The sequence below is a fragment of the Bordetella petrii genome (assembly GCF_000067205.1).
GTDB classification, from domain to species: domain Bacteria; phylum Pseudomonadota; class Gammaproteobacteria; order Burkholderiales; family Burkholderiaceae_B; genus Bordetella_A; species Bordetella_A petrii.
The window spans coordinates 440,302-465,298 of the sequence record NC_010170.1; the positions used below are offsets into that span (position 1 = coordinate 440,302).

Sequence of the window (24,997 nt, forward strand, 5' to 3'; positions counted from 1 at the left end):
GGCCGGCCGGCGGCCGGCATCCAAGGGGGGAGACATCCATGGCGATACGAGCAACTCTGTGGCGGCTGCTGGTGGCCGCGGCATGGCTGGCGGGCAGCATGGCGTTGGCTGGCAGCGGCGCGGCGCAACCCTATCCCGAGCGGGCGGTGACGCTGGTGACGCCGTTCAGCGTGGGCGGAGACGCCGATCTGGCCGCCCGCAACCTGGCGGCCGCGGCGCAGCGCTACCTGGGCCAGCCCCTGGTGGTGCTGAACCGCGCCGGCGCCAACGGCGCCATCGGCTCGCAGTATGTGAAGGAAGCCGCTCCTGACGGCTACACGCTATTGATGGCGCGCGTAGGGTCGCAGGCCATTCTGCCGGCCCTGCAGCAAAGCTTGTCGTACCGTTGGGACGACTTCACTTTCCTGGGGCTGCTGGAACTGAACCCCTATGTATGCGCCGTGCCGAAGAGCTCGCCTTATCGATCGCTGGCCGACCTGGCGGCGGCCATCAAGGCCAAGCCAGGCGTGCTGAACTACGCCAACAGCGGCCCCGCCACCGTGCTCAACCTGGGCCCGCAATTGCTATTCAGTGTGCTGGGGCTACCGCCCACCGCGGCCATGCCGATTACCTACAAGGGGTCCGGCGATGCCGTGGTGGCCACCTTGTCGGAGCAGGTGGATTTTGTCTGCACCAACTACGCGCCCATCGCCGGACCATTGAACGACGGCCGGCTGCGCGCCCTGGTGACGACCACGCCGGCGCGCCTGCCGACGCTGCCCGACGTGCCCACAGCGCGCGAAGCGGGCTTTCCGCAACTGGAAGTCATCACGGGATGGAGCGCGTTGTACGGGCCGCCCGGCATGGACCCGGCGGCGGCGCGCAAATGGGCCGAGGTGCTGCGCGGTGTATCGTCGGATCGTGGCTGGAACGACGGCACCCGGCAGCTGGGCAGCGTGCCGGACGTGCGTTCGGCGGCGGCCACGCGCGAGTTCGTGCAGGCCCAGGTGCAGGCGTACCAGAAACTGGGGCGCGCCACGGGCATTTCACTGAAGTAGCGCGATCCCGGCAATCATCCCGCTGCGCGGCGTCACGCGCGGCCTTGCAGGACAAGGAGTTTCATTGATGGCAGTTTCCGCTCGCGGCGCCGACAGCCTGGCCCGCTCGATCAAGGCGGCAGGCATCAACCGCCTGTTCACGCTTTCCGGCAATCACATCATGCCTGTGTTCGATGCGGCCTTGTCGGCCGGCATCGAACTGGTGCACGTGCGCCACGAGGCCAGCGCGGTGCATATGGCCGACGCCTGGGCGCGCCTGACCGGGGAGCCAGGCGTTGCCCTGGTGACGGGCGGCCCCGGCCATGCCAATGCGGTGTCCGCGTTGTACACGGCGCAGATGTCGGAATCGCCGGTGGTGCTGCTGTCGGGCCACGCGCCGAACCGCCAGGCGGGCTGGGGCGCCTTTCAGGAAATGGACCAGGCCGCCATGGCGGCGCCGGTTACCAAGGCGTCGTGGGCGGCCGGATCGGCGGCCGGGTTGGCGGCCGACTTCGTGCGCGCCTGCCGGGTGGCGCGCAGCGGCCGGCCCGGCCCGGTGCACTTGAGCCTGCCTATCGATGCGCTGGAACAGCCCGCCGATGGGCCGCTGCCGGCGGCGCGCGATTACGCCCAGTTGCCGATGCCGCTGGATGGCGGGCAGGCCGCCGCGCTGGCGGCCCGCCTGGCGCGCGCCGAGCGGCCGCTGGTGCTGGTGGGCCCGCGCGGGCTGACCGACGCGGGCCGCGTGCGCGTGGCTGCGTTGCGGCAGGCCTGGGGCCTGCCCGTCGTGGCTACCGAGAGCCCGCGCGGCGCCAACGACCCGGCGCTGGGGGCGTTCGCCCCGGTGCTGGCGCGTGCCGACTGCGTGCTGCTCGTGGGCAAGCGCCTGGATTTCACCTTGCAGTTCGGCCAGGCCTTCGATTCCGCCTGCGTGTTCATGCAGATCGACGCCGACGAGCGCGAGTGGGCCCGCACCCGGCGCGCCGTGGGAGAACGCCTGCACGACACCTTGCTGGCCGACACGCATGCCGCGCTGGACGGTCTGGCGCAACTCGTGGTGCGCGGCCAGCCAGACTGGCTGGCCGAGGTCGAGGCCGCGCTGGCCTACCGGCCGCCGGCCTGGAACGATGCCCGTGGCACGGACGCCGGCCTGCATCCCGCCGAGCTGTGCCGGGCGGTGCAGCAGGTGCTGGACTCGCACCCAGATTCTGTGCTGGTCTGCGACGGCGGCGAATTCGGCCAATGGGCGCAGGCCTGCCTGCGCGCGCCGCATCGCGTCATCAATGGCGCGGCGGGGGCCATTGGCAGCGCCTTGCCCATGGCGCTGGCGGGGCGGCTGGCGCATCGCGGCGCGCCGGTGGTGGCGATGATGGGCGACGGCACCTTCGGCTTTCATTGCGCCGAACTGGATACGGCCGTGCGCTACGGATTGCCCTTCATCTGCGTGGTGGGCAACGATGCGCGCTGGAATGCCGAATACCAGATCCAGCTGAACAACTATGGGGCCGAACGCCTGGTGGGCTGCGAACTGCTGCCTACCCGCTATGACCGCGTGGCCGAAGGGTTCGGCGCGCACGGCGCCTGGGTCGCCAAGGCAGGCGAACTGGCGCCGGCGCTGCAGGCCGCCGTGCGGGCCACGCTGCCCACCTGCGTGAACGTGTCGCTGGCGGGACTGCCGGCGCCCGTGGTGCGGCAGCACTGACGCCGCGCCGCCAACATGGAAACCTGGCTGCTGCTGGCCTTGGGCGCGTGCGTGGCCGCTTTCGTGCAAGGCCTGGCCGGTTTCGGCTTCGGCCTGGTGTCGATGGCGTTCTGGTCCTGGACGCTGCCGCCGGTCCTGGCGGCGCCGGCCGTGGTGTTCGGCTCGCTGATCGGCCAGTTGCTGGCCGTGCGTTCGCTGCGCCACGGCATCGACTGGCGCCGGCTGACGCCGTTCCTGCTGGGCGGACTGGCGGGCGTGCCGGTGGGCGTGGCGCTGCTGCGGTATGTCGATCCCGCCGCTTTCCGACTGGGCGTGGGCGTGGTGCTGCTGGTGTATTGCCCCGCCATGCTGCTGGCCGCCGAGCTGCCGCGCATCAAGCATGGCGGGCGCGTGGCCGACGCGGCGGTGGGCTGGCTGGGTGGCGCCATGGGCGGCTTCGGCGGCCTGCCCGGGCCGGCGACCACGCTGTGGTGCGTGCTGCGCGGCTGGCCGCGCGACCAGCAGCGCGCCGTATTCCAGAGCTTCAACCTTGCCATGCACGCCATTACGTTCGCGGGCTACGCCGCCGCTGGCGTGCTTACTGCGCAGACCGTGCCGGTGTTCGCTATTGTGGGCGCTGCCGTGCTGGGCCCGACCCTGGCAGGCGTGCATCTGTATCGCCGCTTCAGCGATGCCACCTTCCGCCGCCTGGTATTGGGCCTGCTCACCGTGTCGGGCGTGGCCCTGGTGGTGGCCGGCGCGCGCGGTTTCTGGTCTTAGGCCTGGCCGGCCAGATCGCGCAGCTGCGCCAGCAGGGCATCGGGAATCTCGACCCCTTCTTCGCCTGCCCGCCGTTGCAGCGCGGCGCGCCGCGCGCCGGGCAAGCGCACGTCGCTGTCGACCAGCATGGCGGCGATCAGCGTTTCTACGCGTTCCAGATACACGTCGCGCCCGGCCAGGGCGTCCGGGTCGATGGCCAGGAAGGCCTGGCCGATGCGCGCCTGATTGCCTGCTTCGGTGAAGAACGAATCGGCCTCGAAGCCGAAGTGCGCGCCGGTCAGCGCGCAGGCCAGCAGTTCGACGATCAGCGCCAGCATGGCGCCCTTGACGCCACCCATGGGCAGCATGCTGCCGGCCAGCCCGGCCTTGGGGTCGGTGGTGGGATTGCCCTGGGCGTCCAGCGCCCAACCCGGCGGGATCTCGCGGCCTTCGCGCGCCGCCACCATCAGCTTGCCGCGCGCCACTTCCGACAATGACAGGTCGATGACCAGCGGGTCGCCATCGCGGCGGGGAAAGGCCGCCGCGATAGGGTTGGTGCCGAACAGCGCGCGCTTGCCGCCCCAGGCCGGCATGGCCGCCGGTGAATTACCCAGGGCCAGCCCGACCAAGCCTTGCCGCGCCAGGCCGTCGAGATGATAGGCCGCCACGCCGAAATGGTGGCTGTTGGTCACGCCGGCGAACGCCACGCCGTGTGACCGTGCGCGCGTCGCGGTTTCGCGTACGGCCAGGGCGCAGGCGGGAAAGGCCAGCCCGGCGCCCGCGTCGACCAGCACCGCGCCGCCGCGTTCGCGGGCGATGCGGGGCACCGCGTTGCCCAGGGCGCGGCCATTGCGCACGTGCGCGGCGTACGACGGCACGCGCGATACGCCATGCGAGGCCAGGCCCTGCGAGTCGGCATAGACCAGCGCGTGCGCGGTGCTGTCGGCCATGTCGGGGTTGGCGCCAGCGCCGCGCAGCGCGGCGGCGGCCAGTTCATGCAAGGATTTCAGGTCTACGGTTGCCATGGAAGGGCTCGGTTGCGGGGGGGGGGCAGGTGTCTGAGTTCGCCGGTGTCAGTGGTTCACCGCGCGTTGCGCGACCCGCCCGGGATGAAAGCGGGTGCGCCTGGATCGGGGGCGCTGCGGAGCTGGCTTTGCCAGTCCGTCAGCGTCGCCCCTTTGAGGGGGAAGCGCGCAGCGCTTCGGGGGTGAGGCCTTCATTTCAGCGCTTGCGCCACGCGCTGCGCCACCATGCTCGAGACGCGCGTGTTGGCTTCCTGCGTCAGGCCTGCGATGTGCGGCGTCAGCACGAGATTTGGGGCGTCGGCCAGCGGGCTGCCGGCTGGCAGCGGCTCGTCCTGGAACACGTCGATGGCCGCGCCGCGCAACTGGCCGCTGCGCAGCGCCGCGGCCAGGGCGGCTTCGTCCAGGATGCCGCCGCGCGCGGTATTGACCAGCACCGCGCCGGGCTTCATGGCGGCCAGCCGCGCGGCGTCCATCAGGTTGCGCGTGGCATCGGTCAGGGGAATGTGCAAGGTCAGCACGTCGGCGCATGCCAGCAGGGCATCCAGCGGCAGCGCTTGCACGCCGGTGTCGCGCCAGGCGGGGTCGTCGTCGCGCAGCAGCGGGTCGTGGGCGGCGACCCGCATGCCCAGGCCTTGCGCCAGGCGGGCCGTCAGTCGGCCGATGCCGCCGAAACCCACGATGCCCAGCGTGCGCGCCTCGGCCTCCAGGCCGTTCGAGAGGTCGGTGCGGGGCCAGGCGCCGGCGGCGACCTGCGCGCTGCTGAGATAGGCGCCGCGCAGCAGCATCAAGGCCGCGGCGATGACGTATTCGGCCACGGCGCGCGCGTTGGCGCCGGTGGCGGGCAGTACGGCAATGCCCCTGGCTTCGCAGGCGGGCACGTCGATGTTGTCCAGTCCCACGCCCAGGCGGCCCACCGCCTTGAGTTGCGGGCCGGCGGCCAACAGCGCGGCGTCGACGCGGGTGCGGTTGCGCACGATCAGGGCGTCGGCCTGGGGCAGGGCGGCCAGCAGCGCGTCGCGCCGGTCGACCAGATCGGGTTCGTAGCGCACGTCGAAATCGGCGCGCAGCGCGGCAACGGCCGCTTCATCCATGAATTCGGAAATGACGATGTGCATCGGTGATCTTCAAGTGGTGATGGGCCGGGCCGGCAGGCGCCGGCCCGGAGAGCAGCGGCCGGCTAGCCGACCTGGATCTTCGCTTCGCGGATAATTTTGCCCCAGCGGTCGACCTCGCTGTCCAGATACTGCTTGAACGCCACCGGGCCGCGCGGCCGCGGGATGAAGCCCAGGCGTTGCAGCGACTGCTGCATGGCGGGCTGCGACACTTGTTTTTCGATGGCGCCGCCGATGCGCAGCACCAGTTCATCGGGCATGCCGGCCGGGCCCAGCACGCCGGTGAAGTTCTCGACGATCAGGTCGGGCAGGCCGGCCTCGCCGACGGTGGGCACGTCGGGCAGGTCGGGGCTGCGTTCCTTGGTGCTGATGGCCAGCGCGCGCAGCGCGCCGCTCTTGACGTGCGGCAGCGACTCCGGATAGTTGGAAAAAATCACGTCCAACTGCCCGCCGATCAGGTCGGTAAGCGACGGCGCGCCGCCCTTGTAGGGCACGTGCAGCAACGAGGTGCCGGTCAGTTTCTGGTATAGCGCCAGGGTCAGGTGGGGCGGCGTGCCGTTGCCGCTGGAGCCGGCCGACAGCGACTTGGCCTTGGCCGCCGCGGTCAGCTCGGCCAGGCTGCGGATGGGGCTCTTGGCATTGACCACCACCATCATGGCCGACGAGGCCAGGCCGGCCAGCGGCACCAGGTCTTTCTTCAGGTCGTAGCCCGCCTTGCCGGCGAACAGCGTGGCGTTGGCGGCGTGCGTCATGGTAATGGCCAGCCAGCTGTAGCCGTCGGCATTGGCGCGGGCCACCAGCGAGGCCCCGATGTTGGCGCTGCCGCCGGGCTTGTTCTCGACCACCACGTTCCACCCTTCGCCCGTTGCCAGGGCCTGGCTGACCTGGCGGGCCGCCACGTCGGTCAGGCCGCCTGGCGAAAACGGGACAATGTAGCTGATGGGCCGCTGCGGCCACCCTTGCGTGGCGGCCAGGCCGCGCGTCAAGGGAGCCAGGGCCAGGGCGCCGGCGCCGAGCAGCCCCAGCGTCTTGCGCCGCTGGGCATCGGGACAGGCGTGACGGTCGTTGCGCATTGCATGTTCTCCTTTGGTCTTAGGTTGCCGCCGAACGCGCGGCCGGTCAGTGCTGCATTCCCCACTTGCGTATGGTGTGGATTTCCACCGTACGGAAGATCACGTTCTCGACCAGCAGGCCGATCAAAATGACGGTAAACAGGCCGGCGAAGACGTTGGGAATCTCCAGCAGGTTCTTGTTCTCGTAGATGAACCAACCCAGCCCGCCCGAGCCAGAACTCACGCCGAACACCAGCTCGGCGGCGATCAGGGTGCGCCACGCGAAGGCCCAGCCGATCTTCAGGCCGGTCAGGATGCTGGGGAACGCCGCCGGGATCAGGATGCGCCGGACGTAGCCGAAGCCTGACAGCCCGTAGTTGCGACCCACCATCCGCAGCGTCATCGACACCGACAGAAAACCCGAGTGGGTGTTCAGCGCCACCGCCCAGAGCACCGAGTGGATCAGCACGAACACCACGCTGCCCTCGCCCAGGCCGAACCAGATCAGCGCGAGCGGCAGCAGGGCGATGGCCGGCAGCGGGTTGAACATCGAGGTCAGGGTCTCGAGCAGGTCGGTGCCCAGCCGGGTGGTAATGGCCAGCACGGTCAGCAGCGCCGCCAGTGAGATGCCGGCCGCATAGCCCACCAGCAGCACGCGGATCGAGGTCCAGGCCTTGAGCAGCAGCGTGCCGTGCACCAGGCCGTCGTACAGCGCGCCCACGGTGGCCCCGAAGGTGGGGAACAGCAGCGGGTTGTTGATGCTGCGGGCGTACAGTTCCCAGGCCAGCGCCAGCAGGGCCAGCAGGAACAGCTTGCGCAGCGCGCCGATGTTATAGAGCCGCTCCCAGGCGGACAGCGGCTTCTGCACCACGCCGAAGGCTTCGTCGGCCACCGGTTCCAGGTAGCGTTCGGCGCGGCCGGCGGCGGGGTTGACGTCCAGGTCAGCCATGATGCTGTCCCTCCTCTTCGATGCGGTCCGAGAACAGCATTGCGTTGATCTTGTCTTCCAGTTCCTGATGCCGGGCGGCATCGTGCTCGCCGCGCGGCACGCTGTTGATCTCGGCCTTGACCTGACCGGGGTGGGGCGACAGCAGCAGGATGCGGTTGCCGATCTTGATGGCTTCGGGAATGGAGTGGGTGACGAACAGCACGGTGAAGTGCGTGTCGTCCCACAGCTGCAGCAGCTCGTCCTGCATCTTGCGGCGGGTCAGGGCGTCCAGCGCGGCGAAGGGTTCGTCCATCAGCAGGATGTCGGGCTCCATCGCCATGCCGCGCGCGATGGCCACACGCTGTTTCATGCCGCCGGACAGCATATGCGGGTAGTTGTCGGCGAACTTGGCCAGGTTCACTTTCTCGATGTAGTGCATGGCGCGCTCGTCCGCTTCGCGCGCGCCCAGGCGGCCGCTGGCCACCAGCGCGAACGCCACGTTCTGGCGCACCGTCTTCCAGGGCAGCAGCTGGTCGAATTCCTGGAACACCATCATGCGGTCGGGGCCGGGCCGCGTGACCACTTCCGATTTCAGGCGTATCTCGCCTTCCACCGGCGGCAGGTATCCACCCACGGCCTTCAGCAAGGTCGACTTGCCGCAACCCGACGGGCCCAGCAAGATGAAGCGGTCGCCCTGCAATACCTGGAAGTCCACGCGATAGGTGGCCGTGATCAGGTATTCAGGGGTCTTGTACTGCAGGGTCACGCCGCGTACGTCGAGCAGCGGCGCGGCGGTTCTTGCATCGGTCATGCGTACCCTCCTGTGTGCGGCCCCGGCCGGCGGCCGGGGCAGGGTTCGACACGGCGTTCAGCTGCCTTGCAATGTCTGGGCGTTGGGGAAGAACAGGTCTTTCCAGGAGTCGGGCATGACTTTGATCGACCCCACCTTGTGCATGAAATTCACGTATTTCATGATGTTGTTCGGCGTCAGCGTGTACGAGATGTCCGGGTTGTTCAGGATCTCGACCACATCTTCCAGCTTGGTGCGCTGGTCATTGGCCAGGCGCAGGTAAGCCTTGGCGGCCCAAGTCTTGTCTTTGTTGATCTTGTCGGTGGCTTCTTGCAGCGCCGCCACGAACGCGGCGTAGACCTTGGGATTCTCTTTGTGGAACTTTTCGGTGGTCCACACCAGGTTGAAGGTGGCCGGGCCGCCCAGCACCTCATAGGAACTGAGGATGCGATGGATGCCGGGCTGTTTCAGCTCGAAATCCTGGAAGGGCGGCGACGTGAAATGCGCGGTGATCTCGCTGGAACCGGACAGCAACGCGGTCATCCCGTCGGGGTGCGACAGCGACACGGTCAGCTTGTCCAGCCGGTTCTGCTGGCCTTCGCCAAACGCCTGCTCGGCCGCCATTTGCAGGGTGACGGCCTGGATCGACACGCGCACGGCGGGCAGGGCGATGCGGTCCTTGTCGGTGAGGTCCTTGATGCTCTTGACATTGGGATCGCGCGAATTCAGGTACAGCGGCATGGCGTTGATGGCCGACACCGCTTTCACGTTCAGGTTGCCGCGCGTGCGGGCCCACATGGTCACCAGTGGCCCGACGCCGCCCGAGGCAAAGTGCAGGCTGCCCGACAACACGGCCTCGTTCATGACATTGCCGCCTGCAAACCGCGACCATTTCACGGTCAGGTCATCGATGCCGGCTGCCTTGGCATGTTTCTCTATCAGCTTTTCGTCCTGCATGACCATCAGCGACAAGTAGCTGATGCCCGGTTGCACGGCCACCGTCAGTTCCGATACTTCGGCGTGGGCCGTCGCGCCCAGCAGCATGCCGGCCGACAGACAGGCGGCCGAGGCAATACGCGTAAATCGCTTCATGTCTTCCTCCTTGGGGGTTGCGCCTGGACAGGCGTGTGGCGGCGCGCGCCGCCCGGCATTCTGCGAGCCGGTGCGGCGCGTGCCACGTATCGCTTCAGGGCCCGGCAACCAGCCGGGCGGGATTCATGCGGCCTGCGTACATCGTGGGAAAACCTCGCTCAGGCGCTTTCGTACAGGCGCGTCAGCACGAACTCGCGGTGGCCCAGCGCTTCGGCCGAAGTCCAGCGGCCGTTGGCGGTGGCCAGCATGCACTCGAGCAGCTTGTCGCCGGCCTGGTCCAGGTCGATTTCACGCTGCAGCAGGCCCGACGTATCGACGTCTATGTGCTCGCTCATGGTGCGTACCGTGCGCGGGTTGGCGCAGATCTTGATGACCGGCAGGATGGGGTTGCCGATGACGTTGCCCTGGCCGGTGGGGAAGAAGTGCACAGCGTAGCCCGAAGCGGCGCACAGTGTCACCATCTCGGCGGCGGCCGACGACGAATCCATGAACCACAGCCCCTTGCCGGTGGGAACCTCGGCCTTGTCCAGCACTCCGTCGATGCGGCATTTCTTGCCGATTTTCTGGATGTTGCCCAGCGCCTTTTCCTCGATGGTGGTCAGGCCGCCGGCGATGTTGCCCTTGGTGGGCTGCGATTCGGACAGGTCGCTGGTTTTCCAGCGGTCGATCACTTCCTGGTAGCGGTTGAACATGAACATGAAGCGTTCGCGCACCGCATCATTGGCGCAGCGCTCGGCCACGATATGCTCGCCGCCGGTCAGTTCGGTGGTTTCGCCAAATACCAGCGTGCTGCCCAGGGCATACAGCTTGTCGAAGGCGTTGCCCACGGTGGGGTTGGCGCCACAGCCCGAGGTGGTGTCCGACTCACCGCATTTGGTGGACACCCATAGATCAGAAATGAGGCATTCGGTGCGCTGCAACCCGGTGGCGTAATGCACGAATTCCTTGGCCTGGCGCGAGGCGCGCATGATGGTGTCGTGATCGCCGTGCAGTTCGATGCTGAAGCCGGCCACGGGCTTGCCGGTGGCGGCAATGCCGTCGACCACGCGCTTGGTCCAGCCTTCTTCGATGCCGATGACGATCACGGCGGCCACGTTGGGGTTGCTGCCGGTGCCGATCAGGGTGCGGAAGTGCAGTTCGAGGTCTTCGCCGAACTGCAACCGGCCATAAGGGTGGGGCAGGGCCAGAGTGCCCTTGATGTTGTTGGCGACGGCTTCGGCGGCAGCATTCGAGATATCGTCCACCGGCAGGACGATGACGTGGTTGCGCACGCCGACCCGCCCGTTGTCGCGGCGATATCCCCGGAAAGTGGTCGAAGCATTGACGATGGCCATGGCGTTTCCTATGTATGTAATCGGTGATGAAAAGCGCGGCCGCTTACCAGCGCTTGGTCTTGATGTTGTGGACGTGGGCGTGCTGCCCCGCCTTGATGGGCTCGACCACCTTGCCGATGTCGGTGCCGTACTTGAACACGGTGTCGCCGACCGCCATGTCTTTCAGGGCCACCTTGTGGCCGATGGGAATATCCTGCAGCGCTTTCAGATGGATGATCTTGTCTTCATCCATGATCCAGGCGTTCAGTTCCGTGCCTGCCTTCAGGCCCTCCACGACGGCGACCGCCACCGTGTCTTTCGCATCGTGCAATACGGCGTGAATCATTGTTGTCCTCTCTGGTGTGATGGCCGCCCGGGTAGCTCGGTCCCGGGCCGGTTCGTTGCATCTTAGGCGCGGCTCGATTTCAAGTCAACTAAATCATATATATGAGTTGTATGATTATGCCAGCGGCGCATCGCGCCGCTACAATCCGGCCACCTCAATCTGGTTACGCCATGAAAAACACCTCGACCACGACCGTTCCCCTTGGCAGCCCCCTGTATGCCCAGGTCAAGCAGGCAGTGCTTGCGGCGCTGGCGCGCGGAGAATGGAAGCAGGGCGAGGCCGTGCCTCCCGAGAAAACCCTGGCCGAGCGCTTCGGCGTTTCTATCGGCACGCTGCGCAAGGCCATCGACGAGTTGGCCGCCGAGAACATCCTGGTGCGGCACCAGGGGCGCGGCACCTATGTGGCGGTGCATACCCGCAACAATCATTTCTTCAAGTTTTTCCGCATCCTGCGCCAGGACGGCCACAAGTCGTACCCCAGCACCGAACTGCTGCGCTTTCGCCGCGCGCGCGCCAACGCCGCCACGCGCGAACACCTGGGGCTGGCCACCGGCGCCTACGTGTACGAGTTCACCAACGTGCTGTCGCTGAACGGCGACGTGGTGATGGTGGACGACATCTGCTTGCCCGAGTCGCGCTTTCCCGGCATGGCCGAGCAGCACCTGCGCGAGCGGCCCAGCACGCTGTACGCGCTGTACCAGGACGTGTTCGGCGTGAATGTAATCGCCACCGACGAACGCCTGCGCGTTTGTCTGGCCGACGCCGCCCACGCCGGCTGGCTGGACGTGGCAGAGGGCGCCCCCCTGCTGGAAATTCGCCGGGTGGCGTATTCGTACAACCGTCAGCCGGTGGAATGGCGGATATCACGGGTGAACACCGAGGCTTACGAGTACCTGGGCCAGGAACCGGGGGCGGCGGTTACGTCGTAGGTGCCGTTATAAGCCCCCCGAAGCTCAAGAACCCAGCCCACCCCCCAGCCTCGGCGCCACAAGCAAGCAAACAACCCCCCGGGGCAATGCTAAACTCCTGAACACTTAACCGGCGCCGATTTGCCTGATCCGCTTGCGGGCGCCTCTATAAATCCAGCTAAAGAGGTCCGTATGACCACTCCCGTGCCTGTTCCAAACGGGGGGCCCGCCCCCGCCGCTGTTCCTGCCGCCGCCGAACCCGGTTCGGTGGGCATCGTTACCCCCCAGCTCATCCGCTTCGACACGCCGCTGCCACTGGCCAGCGGGCAATCACTGCAGTCGTACGAACTCGCGGTCGAGACCTACGGCACCCTGAATGCCGGACGCACCAATGCCGTGCTGGTCTGCCATGCCTTGAACGCCTCGCACCACGTCGCCGGCCTGGCCGCCGACGACCCCAACGACGTGGGCTGGTGGGACAACATGGTTGGCCCGGGCAAGCCATTGGATACCAATCGCTTTTTCGTGATCGGTGTCAATAACCTGGGCTCGTGCTTTGGCTCAACCGGCCCGGCCAGCATCAATCCGGCCACCGGCCACCCCTGGGGCGCCGCCTTTCCGGTGCTGACGGTCGAAGACTGGGTGCATGCCCAGGCCCGCCTGGCGGACCACTTCGGCATCGAGCGCTTCGCGGCGGTCATGGGCGGGTCGCTGGGCGGCATGCAGGCGCTCAGCTGGGCCATCACCTGCCCCGAGCGGGTAGCCCACTGCATCGTCATCGCCAGCACGCCGCGCCTGTCGGCGCAGAATATCGGCTTTAACGAGGTGGCGCGGCGCGCCATCATTACCGACCCTGACTTCCATGGCGGCGACTACTACGCGCACAACACCGTGCCGCGCCGCGGCCTGTCGGTGGCGCGCATGATCGGTCACATCACGTATCTGTCGGATGACGACATGGCCGAGAAATTCGGCCGCACCCAGCGCGAGCCGGCCGAAGGCGGCGCCTATCGGTACGGCTACGACGTCGAGTTCGAGGTCGAGTCGTACTTGCGCTACCAGGGCGAGAAGTTCTCGCGCTATTTCGATGCCAACACTTATTTGCTGATCACGCGCGCGCTCGATTACTTCGACCCCGCGCGCGGCACCGGCGGCGATCTGGCGCGCGCCTTGAAGCCGGCCCAGGCCGACTTCCTGCTGGTGTCGTTTTCCACTGACTGGCGCTTTCCGCCCGAGCGCTCGCGCGAGATCGTGCGGGCGCTGCTGAAGAACGGCAGCCCGGTCACCTATGCCGAGATCGACGCCCCGCACGGTCACGATGCGTTCTTGCTCGACGACGCGCGCTACCACGCGGTGGTGCGCGGCTACTACGAGCGCATCGCGCGCGAGCTGGGCCTGGACGAACCCGCCGCCGGGGCCGCGCCAGCGGCCGCCGAGCCGGCCTGCGCCGAAGGATGTGCCGCATGAATCCCGTCACTGCCCGAGCCGGCCGCACGGCCGGCATGCGCCCCGACCTGGTCCGCATCGCGAGTTGGATCGAACCCGGCAGCCGCGCGCTCGACCTGGGCTGCGGCGACGGCGCGCTGCTGGCCTACCTGCGCGACCAGCGCCAGGTGCGCGGCGCCGGCGTCGAGATCGACGACAACCACGTTATTGCCTGTGTCGGGCGTGGCGTGGAAGTCATCCAGCAAAACCTGGAAGACGGCCTGGCCCTGTTCGACGACAAGCAGTTCGACACCGTGGTGCTGTCGCAGACGCTGCAGTCGATGCACCGCACCGAGCACATTCTGCGCGAAATGGCGCGGGTGGCGCGCTACGGCATCGTGTCGTTTCCCAATTTCGGCTACTGGCCGCACGGCTGGTCGATCCTGCGCGGGCGCATGCCCGTGACGGGGCAGATGCCCTACCAGTGGTACAACACGCCCAACATCCACCTGTGCACGCTGCGCGATTTCGAGCGGCTGGCCCAGGATCTGGGGCTGCGCATCCTCGAACGCGCCACCTTCCACGAAGGCCGCGAAATCACCGTGTTGCCGGGCTGGCGCAGCACGCTGGCGGTGTACCGCTACGCGGCCGATTGAAGCTGCTTCTGGCGGCCATTGGTTAATATGCCGTGTCCGGCGCCGCGGCGCCTTTGTTGCCAGGAGCTTCTTATTTCCGCCGCATCCCATGTCTATTTCAGCCGCCGGGTCGCGCCCCTGCTGGTGCTGGGGTTTGCCAGCGGGCTGCCGCTGGCGCTGACGGGCGGCACGCTGCAGGCGTGGGCCACGGTCGACGGCGTATCGCTGGAAGAAATCGGTTTCCTGACCCTGGTGGGAACGGCCTACACGCTGAAGTTCCTATGGGCGCCGCTGGTCGACCGGTACGTGCCGCCGTTGCTCGGACGCCGGCGCGGCTGGATGCTGGTGACGCAGGTGCTGCTGGCGGCTTCCATCATGCTCATGGGCACGCTGTCGCCGGCCTCGGCCCTGTTGCCGCTGGCCCTGCTGGCCGTGGCGGTGGCGTTTTTCTCGGCTACTCAGGACATTGCCTTCGACGCCTATTGCACCGACGTGCTGCACCGAGAAGAACGAGGCGCCGGCGCGGCCATCAAAGTGCTGGGCTATCGGCTGGCCATGATCGTGTCGGGCGGGCTGGCGCTTATCTTGGCTGACCAATGGCTGGGCTGGGGCGCCACCTATGTATTAATGGGCGGCCTGATGCTGGCCTGCGCCTTGGCCACCTTGTGGGCGCCCGAGCCCGAGCGGCCCGCCGCCGCGCCTCGCAACCTGGGCCTGGCCGTGGTCGAGCCGTTTCGCGAATTCTTCAGCCGGCGCGGCGCCTATACCGTGCTGGCCCTGATCGTGCTGTACAAGCTGGGCGACGCGTTTGCCGGCGCGCTGTCCACCACGTTCCTGATCCGTGGCGCGGGTTTCGACCCCACCGAAGTGGGCACGGTGAACAAAGTGCTGGGGCTGGCCGCCACTATCGTCGGCGCGCTGGCCGGCGGTTCGCTGATGGCGCGCTGGGGGCTGTATCGCTCATTGATGGCGTTCGGCGTCTTGCAGGCCATATCCAACCTGGGCTACTGGGTCATCGCCGTCAGCCCCAAGAACATCTGGCTGATGGCCGCCGCGGTGGGCATCGAGAATCTCTGCGGGGGGCTGGGCACGGCATCGTTCGTGGCCTTGCTGATGGCCTTGTGCCAGCAGCGCTTTTCGGCCACGCAATTCGCGTTGCTGTCGGCCCTGTCGGCCGTGGGCCGGACCTACCTGGCCGGCCCGCTGACGCCGCCGCTGGTGCACTGGCTGGGTTGGCCGGGCTTCTTCATGCTGACGGTCGCCATCGCGGTGCCCGGCTTGTTGCTGCTGTGGAGCCAGCGCCGCACCATCGATGCGCTGGAGCCGCAGGCCTGACGCGCGGAGTTCGCGAGGTTGCCATGCATGCTGAAACGTCTACCTTGTTGCTGCACGCCCTGTATCTGGTGGCCATCGTCGCCGAGGCCATGACCGCCGCGCTGGCCGCCGGCCGGCGCGACATGGATTGGATGGGCGTGTGCATCATCGCCTGCGTGACGGCGCTGGGCGGCGGCTCGCTGCGCGACGTGCTGCTGGGGCACTATCCGCTGACCTGGGTGGTGCATCCCGAATACCTGGGTATGACGGCAGGCGCGGCGCTGCTTACCGCGCTGGGGGCGCCGCTGATGCGGCGCCTGCGCAGTCTGTTCTTGCTGCTGGACGCCGTGGGCCTGGTGGCCTTCACCATCATCGGCTGCAAGGTGGCCCAGCAAATGGAGCTGCCGGTGAGTATTGCGCTGATCAGCGGCATGATCACGGGTTGCGCCGGCGGGGTGCTGCGCGACGTGCTGTGCAACGACGTGCCGCTGTTGTTCCGCAAAGAACTCTATGCCAGCGTGTCCATTGTGACCGGCGGCCTGTACATGGGGCTGCTGGCGGCCGGGCTGTCGGCCAATGCGGCGGTGCCGGCGGCGCTGGCGGTGGGCCTGGCGTTTCGCCTGCTGGCGCTGCGCTTCAATTGGCAGATGCCGCGCTTCGTATATCGCGACGACTGGCACTGAGCGCCGGGCGCTGGCGAGCGGCTTTGTCATGCTTCGGTGTCTGACACCCTGCGGGAGTCAGACACCTGGCTATAACGGTCTGCGGAGACGGCTCTGTCATGCTTCGGTGTCTGACATCCTGCGGGAGTCAGACACCTGGCTATAACGGTCTGCGGAGACGGCTTTGTCATGCTTCGGTGTCTGACACCCTGCGGGAGTCAGACACCTGGCTATAACGGTCTGCGGAGACGGCTCTGTCGTGCTTCGGTGTCTGACACCCTGCGGGAGTCGGACAGCTGGCTATAACGGTCTGCGGAGACGGCTCTGTCATGCTTCGGTGTCTGACACCCTGCGGGAGTCAGACACCTGGCTATAACGGTTTGCGGAGACGGCTTTGTCATGCTTCGGTGTCTGACACCCTGCGGGAGTCAGACACCTGGCTATAACGGTCTGCGGAGACGGCTCTGTCGTGCTTCGGTGTCTGACACCCTGCGGGAGTCAGACACCTGGCTTATAGCGGTCTTCGCAGTTGTGCTTTATGCCGGTTTCCGCGGGCCTGCATTATCTGCAGGTGTCTGACTCCCGCAGGGTGTCAGACACCGTTGTTTTGAGACAGCCCAGGCGCGCAGCGGTGTCAGGCACCAGACCCCGTGCTGACGTTCAGTACAGCCCTTGCTGGCGCATCGCGTCGGCTACTTTCACGAAACCGGCGATGTTGGCGCCATCCAGGTAGTTCACCGTGTTGCCGCGGCCCTGGCCGTGGCGCACGCAGCTTTCGTGGATGTCGCGCATGATGGCGTGCAGGCGCTGGTCGACTTCGTCGCGGGTCCAGGCCAGGCGAATGGCGTTCTGGCTCATTTCCAGGCCCGACACCGCCACGCCGCCGGCATTACTGGCCTTGCCCGGCGCGTACAGCACGCCGGCCTCGATGAAGGTCTTGGCGGCTTCCAGGGTGGACGGCATGTTGGCGCCTTCGGCCACGCACTTGACGCCGTTGGCGATCAGGGTGCGGGCGTCGTCGATTTCCAGCTCGTTCTGGGTGGCGCAGGGCAGGGCCACGTCCACCGGCACGTGCCAGGGGCGCTTGCCCGCGGCATAAGTCAGCTTGAACTGCCCGGCATATTCGGCCAGGCGGCCGCGCAGGTCGTTCTTCAGGTGCATCAGGGCGGCCAGCTTTTCATGGGTGAAGCCGGCCTCGTCGATTACCGTGCCGTCGGAATCGGACACCGTGACCACGCGCGCGCCCAGGGTCATGGCCTTTTCGATGGCGTACTGGGCCACATTGCCCGAACCCGACACCGACACGCGCAGGCCGTCGAACGACAGGCCTTCGCGCTTGAGCATTTCTTCGGCGAAGTACACCGTGCCGTAGCCCGTGGCCTCGGGGCGGATCAGGCTGCCGCCGAAGGTCAGGCCCTTGCCGGTGAACACGCTGGCCGCCGAGTTCGACAGCTTTTTCATCATGCCGGCCATGAAGCCGACTTCACGGGCGCCCACGCCCATGTCGCCGGCGGGCACGTCCGTGTCCGGGCCCAGGTGGCGGTGCAGTTCGAGCATCAGCGCCTGGCAGAAGCGCATGACCTCGGCGTCGGACTTGCCCTTGGGGTCGAAGTCGGAGCCGCCTTTGCCGCCGCCCATGGGCAGCGTGGTCAGGGCGTTCTTCAGGGTCTGTTCGAAGGCCAGGAACTTCAGCACCGACAGGTTCACCGACGGATGGAAGCGCATGCCGCCCTTGAACGGCCCGATGGCCGAGCTGTGCTGCACGCGGAAGGCGCGGTTGACGCGCGAATTGCCCTGGTCGTCAGTCCAGCACACGCGGAACTGGATAACGCGCTCGGGTTCGACCAGGCGTTCAAGCAGGGCGTATTCGGCGTAATGGGGGTGTTGTTGCAAGAAAGGCCACAAGCTGGACATGACTTCATGTACCGCTTGCATGAATTCGGGTTGCTGCGGGTCGCGCGCAGCGACCTGGCGCAGAAAGTCGTCAAGACTCTGCAGTTTCACACGGGTCTCCTGGGGAACGCCGCAAACCGGTGCAAAACTGCCCGGATATGGTGCGAGTAGGGTCCAAGTCAGTGCGTGATTGCACTGGCTCGGTGCGGAATTGTACGGGTAAACGCGAGGCCCGCGCAAAACGCCATTGCCCGGAAACCCGCATGAACACTGGCGTTGCGGCAGGTCATTATTGGGGACAAATAAATGGGCAAGGGCTCCGCCGGTGGTCCCCGCCAGCGTGCCCGGGCAACCTGGTGCCCGGTTTTCCTGGGGAAAATTTTGTGTCCCCGTTTTTCAGGGCATGGCCGTCAGTAGTGGGTGAGGTGCCCGCCCCGGGGCGGGCGGGTGGGGGCGGACTGCCGGCGGGGTTGCGGCGCCGTCGCGGGGCTAATAATTCGGCCCCGTTTTCTGGGGCAGGTCGCCGGCGTATTTTTGTGCGTTACAACGCGGTGTCGTAGTCGATGGTCAGCGGCGCGTGGTCGCTGAAGCGCTCGTCTTTGTAGATCGAAGCGCTGCGCGCCCGGGCGGCCAGACCCGGCGTGGCGATCTGGTAGTCGATGCGCCACCCTACGTTCTTGGCCCAGGCCTGGCCGCGGTTGCTCCACCAGGTGTATTGCTCGGGCCGCTCGTCCAGCCTGCGGAACACGTCGACAAAGCCGCGCTTGTCGAACACCTCGGTCAGCCAGGCCCGCTCTTCGGGCAGGAACCCGGAGTTCTTCTGGTTGCTCTTCCAGTTTTTCAGGTCGATTTCCTTGTGCGCGATGTTCCAGTCGCCGCAGATCACGAATTCGCGGCCGGTTTTCTTGTGCTCGCGCATCAGTTCGTCCAGCCAGGGGCCGAACACGTCCAGGAAGCGGTATTTCGCCTGTTGGCGCTCGTCGCCGCTGGAGCCCGAGGGCAGGTAGGCGCTGATGACCGACAGGTTCTTCCAATCGGCACGGATGATGCGACCTTCGGCGTCGAATTCTTCACAGTTCAGCCCTGCCTGCACGCGCTCTGCGGTATTACGCAGGTACATGCCCACACCACTGTAGCCCTTCTTGATGGCATGGCAGAAATGGCCGGTATAGCCGGGCGGGTGCCGCAGGTCGTCGGTCAAGTCTGCGTCGGAAATCTTGATTTCCTGCAGGCACAGCACGTCGGCGCTGTGCGTCTGCATCCACGGTTGCAGGCCCTTGCGGAAGGCCGAGCGGATGCCGTTGAGGTTGATCGAGGTAATGCGCAGCACGGCGAGACTCCTGAAAAAGCGGCCGGCTTGCGCCGGTCCAAGCGCCGAATTTAACCGACAGGGGCGCCCGCCGCGCAAGCCCGGGCACGCCGGGGCCGGCGGCGAAGGCAGCTAAAATGCCGGTCTCTTCTCGTTTTCCGGAAACCCCACCGCATGGCCGCCGCTTCCGCCACTTCTACCGACTTCGTCCGTTTTGCCCTCGATGAGGGCGTGCTGCGCTTTGGCAGCTTCAAGGTTAAGTCGGGCCGCACCAGCCCATACTTTTTCAACGCCGGCCTGTTCAACAGCGGCGCCTCGGTGGGCCGGCTGGCGCAGTTCTATGCGCAGGCGCTGGTCGATTCGGGCATTGCGTTCGACATGCTGTTCGGGCCGGCCTACAAGGGCATTCCGCTGGCCACGGCCACCGCGGTGGCGCTGGCCGGCCATCCGGCCATGCAGGGGCGCGACGTGCCGTTCGCGTTCAACCGCAAGGAAGCCAAGGACCACGGCGAGGGCGGCACCCTGGTCGGCGCCCCGTTGCAGGGCCGCGTCGTCATCATTGACGACGTGATCACCGCCGGCACGTCGGTGCGCGAGTCGGTCGAGATCATCCGCGCCGCCGGCGCCGAGCCGGCCGCCGTGCTAATTGCCCTGGACCGCCAGGAGCGCGCCGGTCCCGACGACGCCCTGTCGCCTCATTCGGCCGTGCAGGACGTGGCCAAGACCTACGGCATGCCGGTCGTCAGCATCGCCTCGCTGGCGGACATCCTGGCCTTGCTGCAGGGCGACGCGCAGTTCGCGGGAAACCGCGAGGCGGTACTTGCGTATCGGGGCAAATACGGGGTCGTTTGAGACGGCTTGCGGTAGGGGTCTTTGGGGCGCCGGCGGGCGCGCGGGCGGGTATGTCGGGTGTCTGACTCGGTAGGTGTCAGACACCGCTGTGAGCCGAGGCCGTTTCCGTCGTACGGTGTCAGGCACCCTGGCGGGAGCCTGACACCTGGGGCACAACAAAGGCTCACCCCACCAAGCCCAAGCAAGGCACCCGCCTCGACGCCAACAGAACTACCCTGCGGCAGGCGTAAACCCCCAAAGGGCCAACTCAGCCTTCCAGCTTCTGCTTCAGGAGTTCGTTGACCTGCTGCGGATTCGCCTTCCCCTTGGCGGCCTTCATGATCTGGCCCACCAGCGAGTTGAAGGCTTTCTGCTTGCCGGCCCGGTATTCGGCCACGATGGCCGGGTTAGCCGCCAGCACCTCGTCGATCATGGCGCCGATGGCGCCGGTGTCGCTGATCTGCTTCAGGCCGCGCGCCTCGATGATGGCGTCGGGCTGGCCGCCGTGCTCGCCGGCCCACATGGCCGAAAACACGTCGCGCGCGATCTTGTTGGAGATGGTGCCGTCGATGATGCGGCCGATCAGGGCGGCCAGGGCGGGGGCCTGCACCGGGGCGTCGGCGATGTCTTTTTCTTCGCGATTCAGCGTGGCGGTGACTTCGCCCATGATCCAGTTGGCGGCCTGCTTGGCCTGGCCAGCCGGCAGGGCGCGCGCCACGTCTTCGAAGTACGACGCCAGGCCGCGACTGGCCGACAGCTGGGCCGCGTCGTAGGCCGACAGGCCGTAGTCGCGCTGGAAGCGCTCACGCAGGGCGGCCGGCAGTTCGGGCATGTTGGCCCGGACCTCTTCGACCCATTCGGGCGAGATCACCAGCGGCGGCAGATCGGGGTCGGGAAAATAGCGGTAATCGTGCGCGTCTTCCTTGCTGCGCATGCTGCGCGTTTCATCGCGGTCGGCGTCGTACAGGCGGGTTTCCTGCACCACCGTGCCGCCGTCTTCGATCAGCTCGATCTGGCGGCGCGCCTCGAACAGAATGGCCCGTTCCAGGAAACGGAACGAGTTGACGTTCTTGATCTCGGTGCGCGTGCCGAATTCTTTCTGCCCCACCGGGCGCACCGACACGTTGGCGTCGCAGCGGAACGAGCCTTCCTGCATGTTGCCGTCGCAGATGCCCAGCCACACCACCAGGCTGTGCAAGGCGCGCGCATAGGCCACGGCTTCGGCGGCCGAGCGCATTTCGGGCTCGGTAACGATTTCCAGCAGCGGCGTGCCGGCCCGGTTGAGGTCGATGCCGCTGGCCGGCGCGCCGCTGGCCAGGGCGAAGTCGTCGTGCAGCGACTTGCCGGCGTCTTCTTCCAGGTGGGCGCGCGTCAGGTTGACGGTTTTTTCTTGCTCGCCCACGAAGAACGACAGCGATCCGCCCAGCACCACCGGCAGCTCGTACTGGCTGATCTGGTAGCCCTTGGGCAGGTCGGGGTAGAAGTAGTTCTTGCGCGCGAACACCGAGCGCGGCGCTACCTTGCCGCCCACCGCCAGGCCGAAGCGAATGGCGCGTTCGGCCGCGCCGCGGTTCATGACGGGCAGGCTGCCGGGCAGCGCCAGGTCGATCACGTTGGCCTGCGTGTTGGGCGCGGCGCCGAAGCGGGTGCTGCTGCCCGAAAAGATCTTGGCGTCGGTGGAAAGCTGGGTGTGCGTTTCCAGCCCGATGACGATTTCCCAGTTCATTGCTCGGTGCCTTGCTGGCCGGGCACGCGGCGGTGCCAGTCGGTGACTTGTTGATAACGGTCGGCGATAGCCAGCAGGCGGCCTTCGTCGAAGTAGTTGCCGATGATCTGCAGGCCGACGGGGCGCCCGCCGTTGCCGAACCCGGCCGGGATGGACATGGCCGGCAGGCCGGCCAGGCTGACGCCCAGCGTGTAGACGTCGGCCAGCCAGTCGGCGGTGGGGTCGTCGCGGTTGTCGCCGATGTTCTTGGCCACCGTGGGCGCCACCGGCCCCATGATGACGTCGCACTGGCCGGCATAGGCGCGCTGGAAGTCCTGGGCGATCAGGCGGCGCACGCGCTGGGCCTGCAGATAGTAGGCATCGTAGTAGCCATGGGACAGCACGTAGGTGCCGATCAGGATGCGGCGCTTGACTTCGTCGCCGAACCCTTCGGCCCGCGAGCGCGCGATCATCTGGTTCAAATCGGCGTATTCGGCCGCGCGATGGCCGTAGCGCACGCCGTCGTAGCGCGCCAGGTTGCTCGACGCCTCGGCCGGCGCGATCACGTAATAGGCCGGAATGGCCAGTTCGGTGCGCGGCAGCGAAACTGCCACGCGCTGCGCGCCCAGGGCCTCGAACTGCGCCAGCGCGGCTTCGACCGCGGCGGCCACGTCCGGGGCCAGCCCGGCGCCGAAATATTCTTGCGGCACGCCGATGCGCAGGCCCTTCAGGGGCTGGCTGCCGGCCGCGTCGCAGGCGGCCTGGGCGGCATCGTAGGCGGCGCGGATGCGACCCGGGGCGTTGGGCGCGCCGTCGCAGGTTTCCAGGCTGGTGGCGTCTTGCGGATCGAAGCCGCTCATGGGATCGAGCAGTTCGAGCAGGTCGCGGCTGCTGGGAGCCAGCGGGCCGGCCTGGTCGAGGCTGGAGCCGAAGGCCACGATGCCGTAGCGCGACACGGTGCCGTAGGTGGGCTTGATGCCGCTGACGCCGCACAGGGCCGCGGGCTGGCGCACCGAGCCGCCGGTGTCGGTGCCGGTGGCGGCCGCCACCAGGCGGGCCGCCACCGCGGCGGCCGAGCCGCCCGATGAGCCGCCGGGCACGGCGTTGGGATCCCAGGGGTTGCGCACCGGGCCATAGGCCGAGTTTTCGTTGGCCGAGCCCATGGCGAACTCGTCGCAGTTGAGCTTGCCCAGTGACACGGCGCCGGCGGCCTGCAGGCGCTGCACCACGGTAGCGTCGAACGGGCTGGCGTAGCCTTCCAGCATCTTGCTGCCCGCGGTGGTGCGCCAGCCTCGCGTTACAAACGCGTCTTTATGGGCGATGGGCACGCCCGCCAGCGGGCCGGCGGTGCCGGCCGCCAGGGCGGCATCGGCCGCGTCGGCCTGCGCCAGGGTCAGATCGGGGTCGATGTGCAGGAAGGTGTTCAGGTCGCCAGCCGCCTGGGCGGCGTCCAGGGCGCTCCGCGCCAGTTCGCGGGCGCTGACCTGGCGCCCGGCCAGGGCGGCGCGCAGTTCGGCGATGCCGCCGAATCGGGTATGCAGGGGAGAAGTCGTCATGGCTTACTCGATGACCTTGGGAACCAGGAACAGACCGTCGCGGGCGTCCGGGGCGTTGGCCAGCAGCTCGGCGCGGCGGTCTTCCGAGGGCGTCTCGGTGACGGCATCGGGGCGCAGGCGCAGGGCGATGTCCTGGTGGGCCGACAGGGGATGCGCCAGGGGCTCGACGCCCTCGGTGTCGGCCGCCTGCAGCCGTTCGATCAGGTGGAGGATGCCGTTGAGTTCGTCCTGGGCGCGGCTGCGCTGGTCGGGGGTCAATTCAATTCTGGCCAGCCGGGCAATGCGGGCCACGTCTTGTTCGTTGAGCGCCATGAGGGGAAGCTGAGAAAAATCGAAGGGGGCGGGCCGCCGGCCGCAGGGTTGGGTTTTACATCTTCCGGCCCTGTGACAAACCATGAATAGCCCGCATTTATGCGCTATTTCCGGTGAAATTATAAGTTATCATTCACGGTTTAATCGCTGCACTCCACCGGCGGGCCCCGCTTGCGGCCCGTCGCCAGCAGTTCGACCCTAATTCCTGAATTCGCTGAGCTCCCATGTTCGGATTCCTGCGCAGTTACTTTTCCAGCGATATGGCGATTGACCTCGGTACCGCCAACACGCTGATCTATGTCCGGGGCAAGGGCATCGTGCTCGACGAGCCATCGGTGGTCGCCATCCGCCACGAAGGCGGCCCCAACGGCAAGAAAATCATCCAGGCCGTCGGCCACGAGGCCAAGCAGATGCTGGGCCGGGTGCCCGGCAACATCGAGGCCATCCGCCCCATGAAAGACGGCGTCATCGCCGATTTCACGGTCACCGAGCAGATGCTCAAGCAGTTCATCCGCATGGTCCATCCGCGCAACATGCTGGCGCCCAGCCCGCGCATCATCGTGTGCGTGCCCTGCGGCTCCACCCAGGTCGAGCGCCGGGCCATCCGCGAGTCCGCTCTCGGCGCAGGCGCCTCGCACGTCTACCTGATCGAAGAACCCATGGCCGCGGCCATCGGGGCTGGCCTGGCGGTGTCCGACGCCAGCGGCTCGATGGTGGTGGACATCGGCGGCGGCACCACCGAGGTCGCCGTCATCTCGCTGGGCGGCATGGTGTACAAGGGCTCGGTCAGGGTCGGCGGCGACAAGTTCGACGAAGCCATCGTCAACTACATCCGCCGCAACTACGGCATGCTCATCGGCGAACCCACCGCCGAACTCATCAAGAAAGAAATCGGCTCGGCGTTCCCCGGCTCGGAAGTCCGCGAAATCGAAGTCAAGGGCCGCAACCTGGCCGAAGGCGTGCCGCGCAGCTTCACGGTGTCGTCCAACGAAATCCTGGAATCGCTCACCGATCCTCTCAACCAGATCGTCTCGGCGGTCAAGATCGCCCTGGAACAGACTCCGCCCGAGCTGGGCGCCGACATCACCGACAAGGGCATCGCCCTGACCGGCGGCGGCGCGCTGCTGCGCGATCTCGATCGCCTGCTCCAGGAAGAAACCGGCCTGCCGGTCGTGGTGGCCGAAGACCCCCTGACCTGCGTGGTGCGCGGCTGCGGCGAAGCGCTCGAACATCTTGAGAAACTGGGCGCCATCTTCATCAACGACTAAGCCCGTCCCGCCGGCCGGCGCCGCTTCGCCGGCGCTGCCCGGCGCAGCGGTTGCGGGCTGACGCC

At 67.3% G+C, this 24,997-nt stretch carries 23 protein-coding genes and 1 riboswitch; of the genes, 10 read left to right on the forward strand and 13 right to left on the reverse strand.

What is annotated here, in order from left to right; translation table 11 throughout:
* Positions 1–38: 38 nt before the first annotated feature.
* The 3 genes from BPET_RS02025 to BPET_RS02035 all read left to right on the forward strand — a co-directional run bounded on the left by BPET_RS02025 (position 39) and on the right by BPET_RS02035 (position 3,477).
* On the forward strand, positions 39–1,037 hold the full coding sequence (locus BPET_RS02025; protein ID WP_012247428.1) for a Bug family tripartite tricarboxylate transporter substrate binding protein: 999 nt from the start codon (positions 39–41) through the stop codon (positions 1,035–1,037).
* A gap of 67 nt (positions 1,038–1,104) precedes the next feature.
* The gene (locus tag BPET_RS02030) at positions 1,105–2,718 is read left to right on the forward strand and encodes a thiamine pyrophosphate-binding protein (protein ID WP_012247429.1); all 1,614 of its coding nucleotides are present in this window, start codon (positions 1,105–1,107) and stop codon (positions 2,716–2,718) included.
* A gap of 15 nt (positions 2,719–2,733) precedes the next feature.
* Positions 2,734–3,477 (forward strand): sulfite exporter TauE/SafE family protein, encoded by a 744-nt coding sequence (locus BPET_RS02035; protein WP_012247430.1) that lies wholly within the window; start codon positions 2,734–2,736, stop codon positions 3,475–3,477.
* On the opposite strand, the gene BPET_RS02040 is transcribed toward BPET_RS02035, so the two are convergent.
* From BPET_RS02040 to BPET_RS02075, 8 genes are all read right to left on the reverse strand, one after another.
* Positions 3,474–4,481, reverse strand: coding sequence for an Ldh family oxidoreductase (locus BPET_RS02040; protein ID WP_012247431.1), 1,008 nt, complete (start codon positions 4,479–4,481; stop codon positions 3,474–3,476). The genes BPET_RS02035 and BPET_RS02040 overlap by 4 nt on opposite strands.
* Positions 4,482–4,672: 191 nt before the next feature.
* Positions 4,673–5,596 (reverse strand): hydroxyacid dehydrogenase, encoded by a 924-nt coding sequence (locus tag BPET_RS02045; RefSeq protein WP_012247432.1) that lies wholly within the window; start codon positions 5,594–5,596, stop codon positions 4,673–4,675.
* Positions 5,597–5,658: 62 nt separating this feature from the next.
* Positions 5,659–6,666, reverse strand: a complete 1,008-nt coding sequence (locus BPET_RS02050; protein ID WP_012247433.1) for a Bug family tripartite tricarboxylate transporter substrate binding protein — start codon at positions 6,664–6,666, stop codon at positions 5,659–5,661.
* Positions 6,667–6,712: 46 nt separating this feature from the next.
* Positions 6,713–7,594 (reverse strand): ABC transporter permease, encoded by an 882-nt coding sequence (locus tag BPET_RS02055; protein WP_012247434.1) that lies wholly within the window; start codon positions 7,592–7,594, stop codon positions 6,713–6,715.
* Positions 7,587–8,384: an ABC transporter ATP-binding protein gene (locus BPET_RS02060; protein WP_012247435.1), complete on the reverse strand. Its 798-nt coding sequence runs from the start codon at positions 8,382–8,384 to the stop codon at positions 7,587–7,589. Before BPET_RS02060 ends, BPET_RS02055 begins: the two co-directional genes overlap by 8 nt.
* A gap of 57 nt (positions 8,385–8,441) precedes the next feature.
* Positions 8,442–9,455: an ABC transporter substrate-binding protein gene (locus BPET_RS02065; protein ID WP_012247436.1), complete on the reverse strand. Its 1,014-nt coding sequence runs from the start codon at positions 9,453–9,455 to the stop codon at positions 8,442–8,444.
* Positions 9,456–9,613: 158 nt separating this feature from the next.
* Positions 9,614–10,789, reverse strand: coding sequence for a UxaA family hydrolase (locus BPET_RS02070; protein ID WP_012247437.1), 1,176 nt, complete (start codon positions 10,787–10,789; stop codon positions 9,614–9,616).
* A gap of 43 nt (positions 10,790–10,832) precedes the next feature.
* Complete coding sequence (locus BPET_RS02075) at positions 10,833–11,114, reverse strand: UxaA family hydrolase (protein ID WP_012247438.1); 282 nt, start codon at positions 11,112–11,114, stop codon at positions 10,833–10,835.
* A gap of 170 nt (positions 11,115–11,284) precedes the next feature.
* Between BPET_RS02075 and BPET_RS02080 the strand changes: the two genes are divergently transcribed.
* The 5 genes from BPET_RS02080 (at position 11,285) to BPET_RS02100 (ending at position 16,079) form a co-directional block, all read left to right on the forward strand.
* A complete protein-coding gene (locus BPET_RS02080) occupies positions 11,285–12,043 on the forward strand; it encodes a GntR family transcriptional regulator (RefSeq protein WP_041862642.1) in 759 nt (252 codons plus the stop codon).
* Positions 12,044–12,145: 102 nt separating this feature from the next.
* A riboswitch (SAM riboswitch) is annotated at positions 12,146–12,225 on the forward strand.
* Complete coding sequence (gene metX, locus BPET_RS02085; protein ID WP_012247440.1) at positions 12,215–13,489, forward strand: homoserine O-succinyltransferase MetX; 1,275 nt, start codon at positions 12,215–12,217, stop codon at positions 13,487–13,489. (Overlaps the previous riboswitch by 11 nt.)
* A complete protein-coding gene (gene metW / locus BPET_RS02090; protein WP_012247441.1) occupies positions 13,486–14,103 on the forward strand; it encodes a methionine biosynthesis protein MetW in 618 nt (205 codons plus the stop codon). The genes metX and metW overlap by 4 nt, the downstream gene beginning before the upstream one ends.
* A gap of 27 nt (positions 14,104–14,130) precedes the next feature.
* On the forward strand, positions 14,131–15,417 hold the full coding sequence (locus BPET_RS02095; RefSeq protein WP_012247442.1) for a muropeptide transporter: 1,287 nt from the start codon (positions 14,131–14,133) through the stop codon (positions 15,415–15,417).
* 89 nt (positions 15,418–15,506) lie between these two features.
* Positions 15,507–16,079 carry a trimeric intracellular cation channel family protein gene (locus BPET_RS02100; protein ID WP_231852691.1) on the forward strand — a complete coding sequence of 191 codons (573 nt, stop codon included), beginning with the start codon at positions 15,507–15,509 and terminating at the stop codon, positions 16,077–16,079.
* 639 nt (positions 16,080–16,718) lie between these two features.
* Here BPET_RS02100 and gdhA read toward each other — a convergent pair.
* Both gdhA and BPET_RS02110 read right to left on the reverse strand, forming a co-directional pair.
* Positions 16,719–18,062: an NADP-specific glutamate dehydrogenase gene (gdhA, locus tag BPET_RS02105; protein ID WP_012247444.1), complete on the reverse strand. Its 1,344-nt coding sequence runs from the start codon at positions 18,060–18,062 to the stop codon at positions 16,719–16,721.
* A 430-nt stretch (positions 18,063–18,492) separates the two neighbouring features.
* The gene (locus BPET_RS02110) at positions 18,493–19,281 is read right to left on the reverse strand and encodes an exodeoxyribonuclease III (protein WP_012247445.1); all 789 of its coding nucleotides are present in this window, start codon (positions 19,279–19,281) and stop codon (positions 18,493–18,495) included.
* Between the two features lie 153 nt (positions 19,282–19,434).
* Here BPET_RS02110 and pyrE point away from each other — a divergent pair, with 153 nt between their 5' ends.
* Complete coding sequence (pyrE, locus tag BPET_RS02115) at positions 19,435–20,112, forward strand: orotate phosphoribosyltransferase (RefSeq protein WP_012247446.1); 678 nt, start codon at positions 19,435–19,437, stop codon at positions 20,110–20,112.
* 247 nt (positions 20,113–20,359) lie between these two features.
* On the opposite strand, the gene gatB is transcribed toward pyrE, so the two are convergent.
* Genes gatB through gatC form a run of 3 tightly spaced genes read right to left on the reverse strand, consistent with a single transcriptional unit; the run spans position 20,360 to position 23,664 of the window.
* Positions 20,360–21,817 (reverse strand): Asp-tRNA(Asn)/Glu-tRNA(Gln) amidotransferase subunit GatB, encoded by a 1,458-nt coding sequence (gene gatB / locus BPET_RS02120; protein ID WP_012247447.1) that lies wholly within the window; start codon positions 21,815–21,817, stop codon positions 20,360–20,362.
* Positions 21,814–23,352 carry an Asp-tRNA(Asn)/Glu-tRNA(Gln) amidotransferase subunit GatA gene (gatA, locus tag BPET_RS02125; protein WP_012247448.1) on the reverse strand — a complete coding sequence of 513 codons (1,539 nt, stop codon included), beginning with the start codon at positions 23,350–23,352 and terminating at the stop codon, positions 21,814–21,816. Before gatA ends, gatB begins: the two co-directional genes overlap by 4 nt.
* A gap of 3 nt (positions 23,353–23,355) precedes the next feature.
* The gene (gene gatC / locus BPET_RS02130) at positions 23,356–23,664 is read right to left on the reverse strand and encodes an Asp-tRNA(Asn)/Glu-tRNA(Gln) amidotransferase subunit GatC (RefSeq protein WP_012247449.1); all 309 of its coding nucleotides are present in this window, start codon (positions 23,662–23,664) and stop codon (positions 23,356–23,358) included.
* A gap of 224 nt (positions 23,665–23,888) precedes the next feature.
* On the opposite strand from gatC, the gene BPET_RS02135 reads away from it, so the two are divergent.
* A complete protein-coding gene (locus BPET_RS02135) occupies positions 23,889–24,932 on the forward strand; it encodes a rod shape-determining protein (RefSeq protein WP_012247450.1) in 1,044 nt (347 codons plus the stop codon).
* The last annotated feature ends 65 nt before the right edge of the window (positions 24,933–24,997 follow it).

Excerpts from the sequence above, each read along its gene's own strand:
- BPET_RS02025 (WP_012247428.1), top strand. The coding sequence starts at position 39 with ATGGCGATACGAGCAACTCTGTGGCGGCTGCTGGTGGCCGCGGCATGG.
- BPET_RS02030 (WP_012247429.1), top strand. The coding sequence starts at position 1,105 with ATGGCAGTTTCCGCTCGCGGCGCCGACAGCCTGGCCCGCTCGATCAAG.
- BPET_RS02035 (WP_012247430.1), top strand. The coding sequence starts at position 2,734 with ATGGAAACCTGGCTGCTGCTGGCCTTGGGCGCGTGCGTGGCCGCTTTC.
- BPET_RS02040 (WP_012247431.1), bottom strand. The coding sequence starts at position 4,481 with ATGGCAACCGTAGACCTGAAATCCTTGCATGAACTGGCCGCCGCCGCG.
- BPET_RS02045 (WP_012247432.1), bottom strand. The coding sequence starts at position 5,596 with ATGCACATCGTCATTTCCGAATTCATGGATGAAGCGGCCGTTGCCGCG.
- BPET_RS02050 (WP_012247433.1), bottom strand. The coding sequence starts at position 6,666 with ATGCGCAACGACCGTCACGCCTGTCCCGATGCCCAGCGGCGCAAGACG.
- BPET_RS02055 (WP_012247434.1), bottom strand. The coding sequence starts at position 7,594 with ATGGCTGACCTGGACGTCAACCCCGCCGCCGGCCGCGCCGAACGCTAC.
- BPET_RS02060 (WP_012247435.1), bottom strand. The coding sequence starts at position 8,384 with ATGACCGATGCAAGAACCGCCGCGCCGCTGCTCGACGTACGCGGCGTG.
- BPET_RS02065 (WP_012247436.1), bottom strand. The coding sequence starts at position 9,455 with ATGAAGCGATTTACGCGTATTGCCTCGGCCGCCTGTCTGTCGGCCGGC.
- BPET_RS02070 (WP_012247437.1), bottom strand. The coding sequence starts at position 10,789 with ATGGCCATCGTCAATGCTTCGACCACTTTCCGGGGATATCGCCGCGAC.
- BPET_RS02075 (WP_012247438.1), bottom strand. The coding sequence starts at position 11,114 with ATGATTCACGCCGTATTGCACGATGCGAAAGACACGGTGGCGGTCGCC.
- BPET_RS02080 (WP_041862642.1), top strand. The coding sequence starts at position 11,285 with ATGAAAAACACCTCGACCACGACCGTTCCCCTTGGCAGCCCCCTGTAT.
- metX (WP_012247440.1), top strand. The coding sequence starts at position 12,215 with ATGACCACTCCCGTGCCTGTTCCAAACGGGGGGCCCGCCCCCGCCGCT.
- metW (WP_012247441.1), top strand. The coding sequence starts at position 13,486 with ATGAATCCCGTCACTGCCCGAGCCGGCCGCACGGCCGGCATGCGCCCC.
- BPET_RS02095 (WP_012247442.1), top strand. The coding sequence starts at position 14,131 with ATGCCGTGTCCGGCGCCGCGGCGCCTTTGTTGCCAGGAGCTTCTTATT.
- BPET_RS02100 (WP_231852691.1), top strand. The coding sequence starts at position 15,507 with ATGACCGCCGCGCTGGCCGCCGGCCGGCGCGACATGGATTGGATGGGC.
- pyrE (WP_012247446.1), top strand. The coding sequence starts at position 19,435 with ATGGCCGCCGCTTCCGCCACTTCTACCGACTTCGTCCGTTTTGCCCTC.
- gatB (WP_012247447.1), bottom strand. The coding sequence starts at position 21,817 with ATGAACTGGGAAATCGTCATCGGGCTGGAAACGCACACCCAGCTTTCC.
- gatA (WP_012247448.1), bottom strand. The coding sequence starts at position 23,352 with ATGACGACTTCTCCCCTGCATACCCGATTCGGCGGCATCGCCGAACTG.
- gatC (WP_012247449.1), bottom strand. The coding sequence starts at position 23,664 with ATGGCGCTCAACGAACAAGACGTGGCCCGCATTGCCCGGCTGGCCAGA.
- BPET_RS02135 (WP_012247450.1), top strand. The coding sequence starts at position 23,889 with ATGTTCGGATTCCTGCGCAGTTACTTTTCCAGCGATATGGCGATTGAC.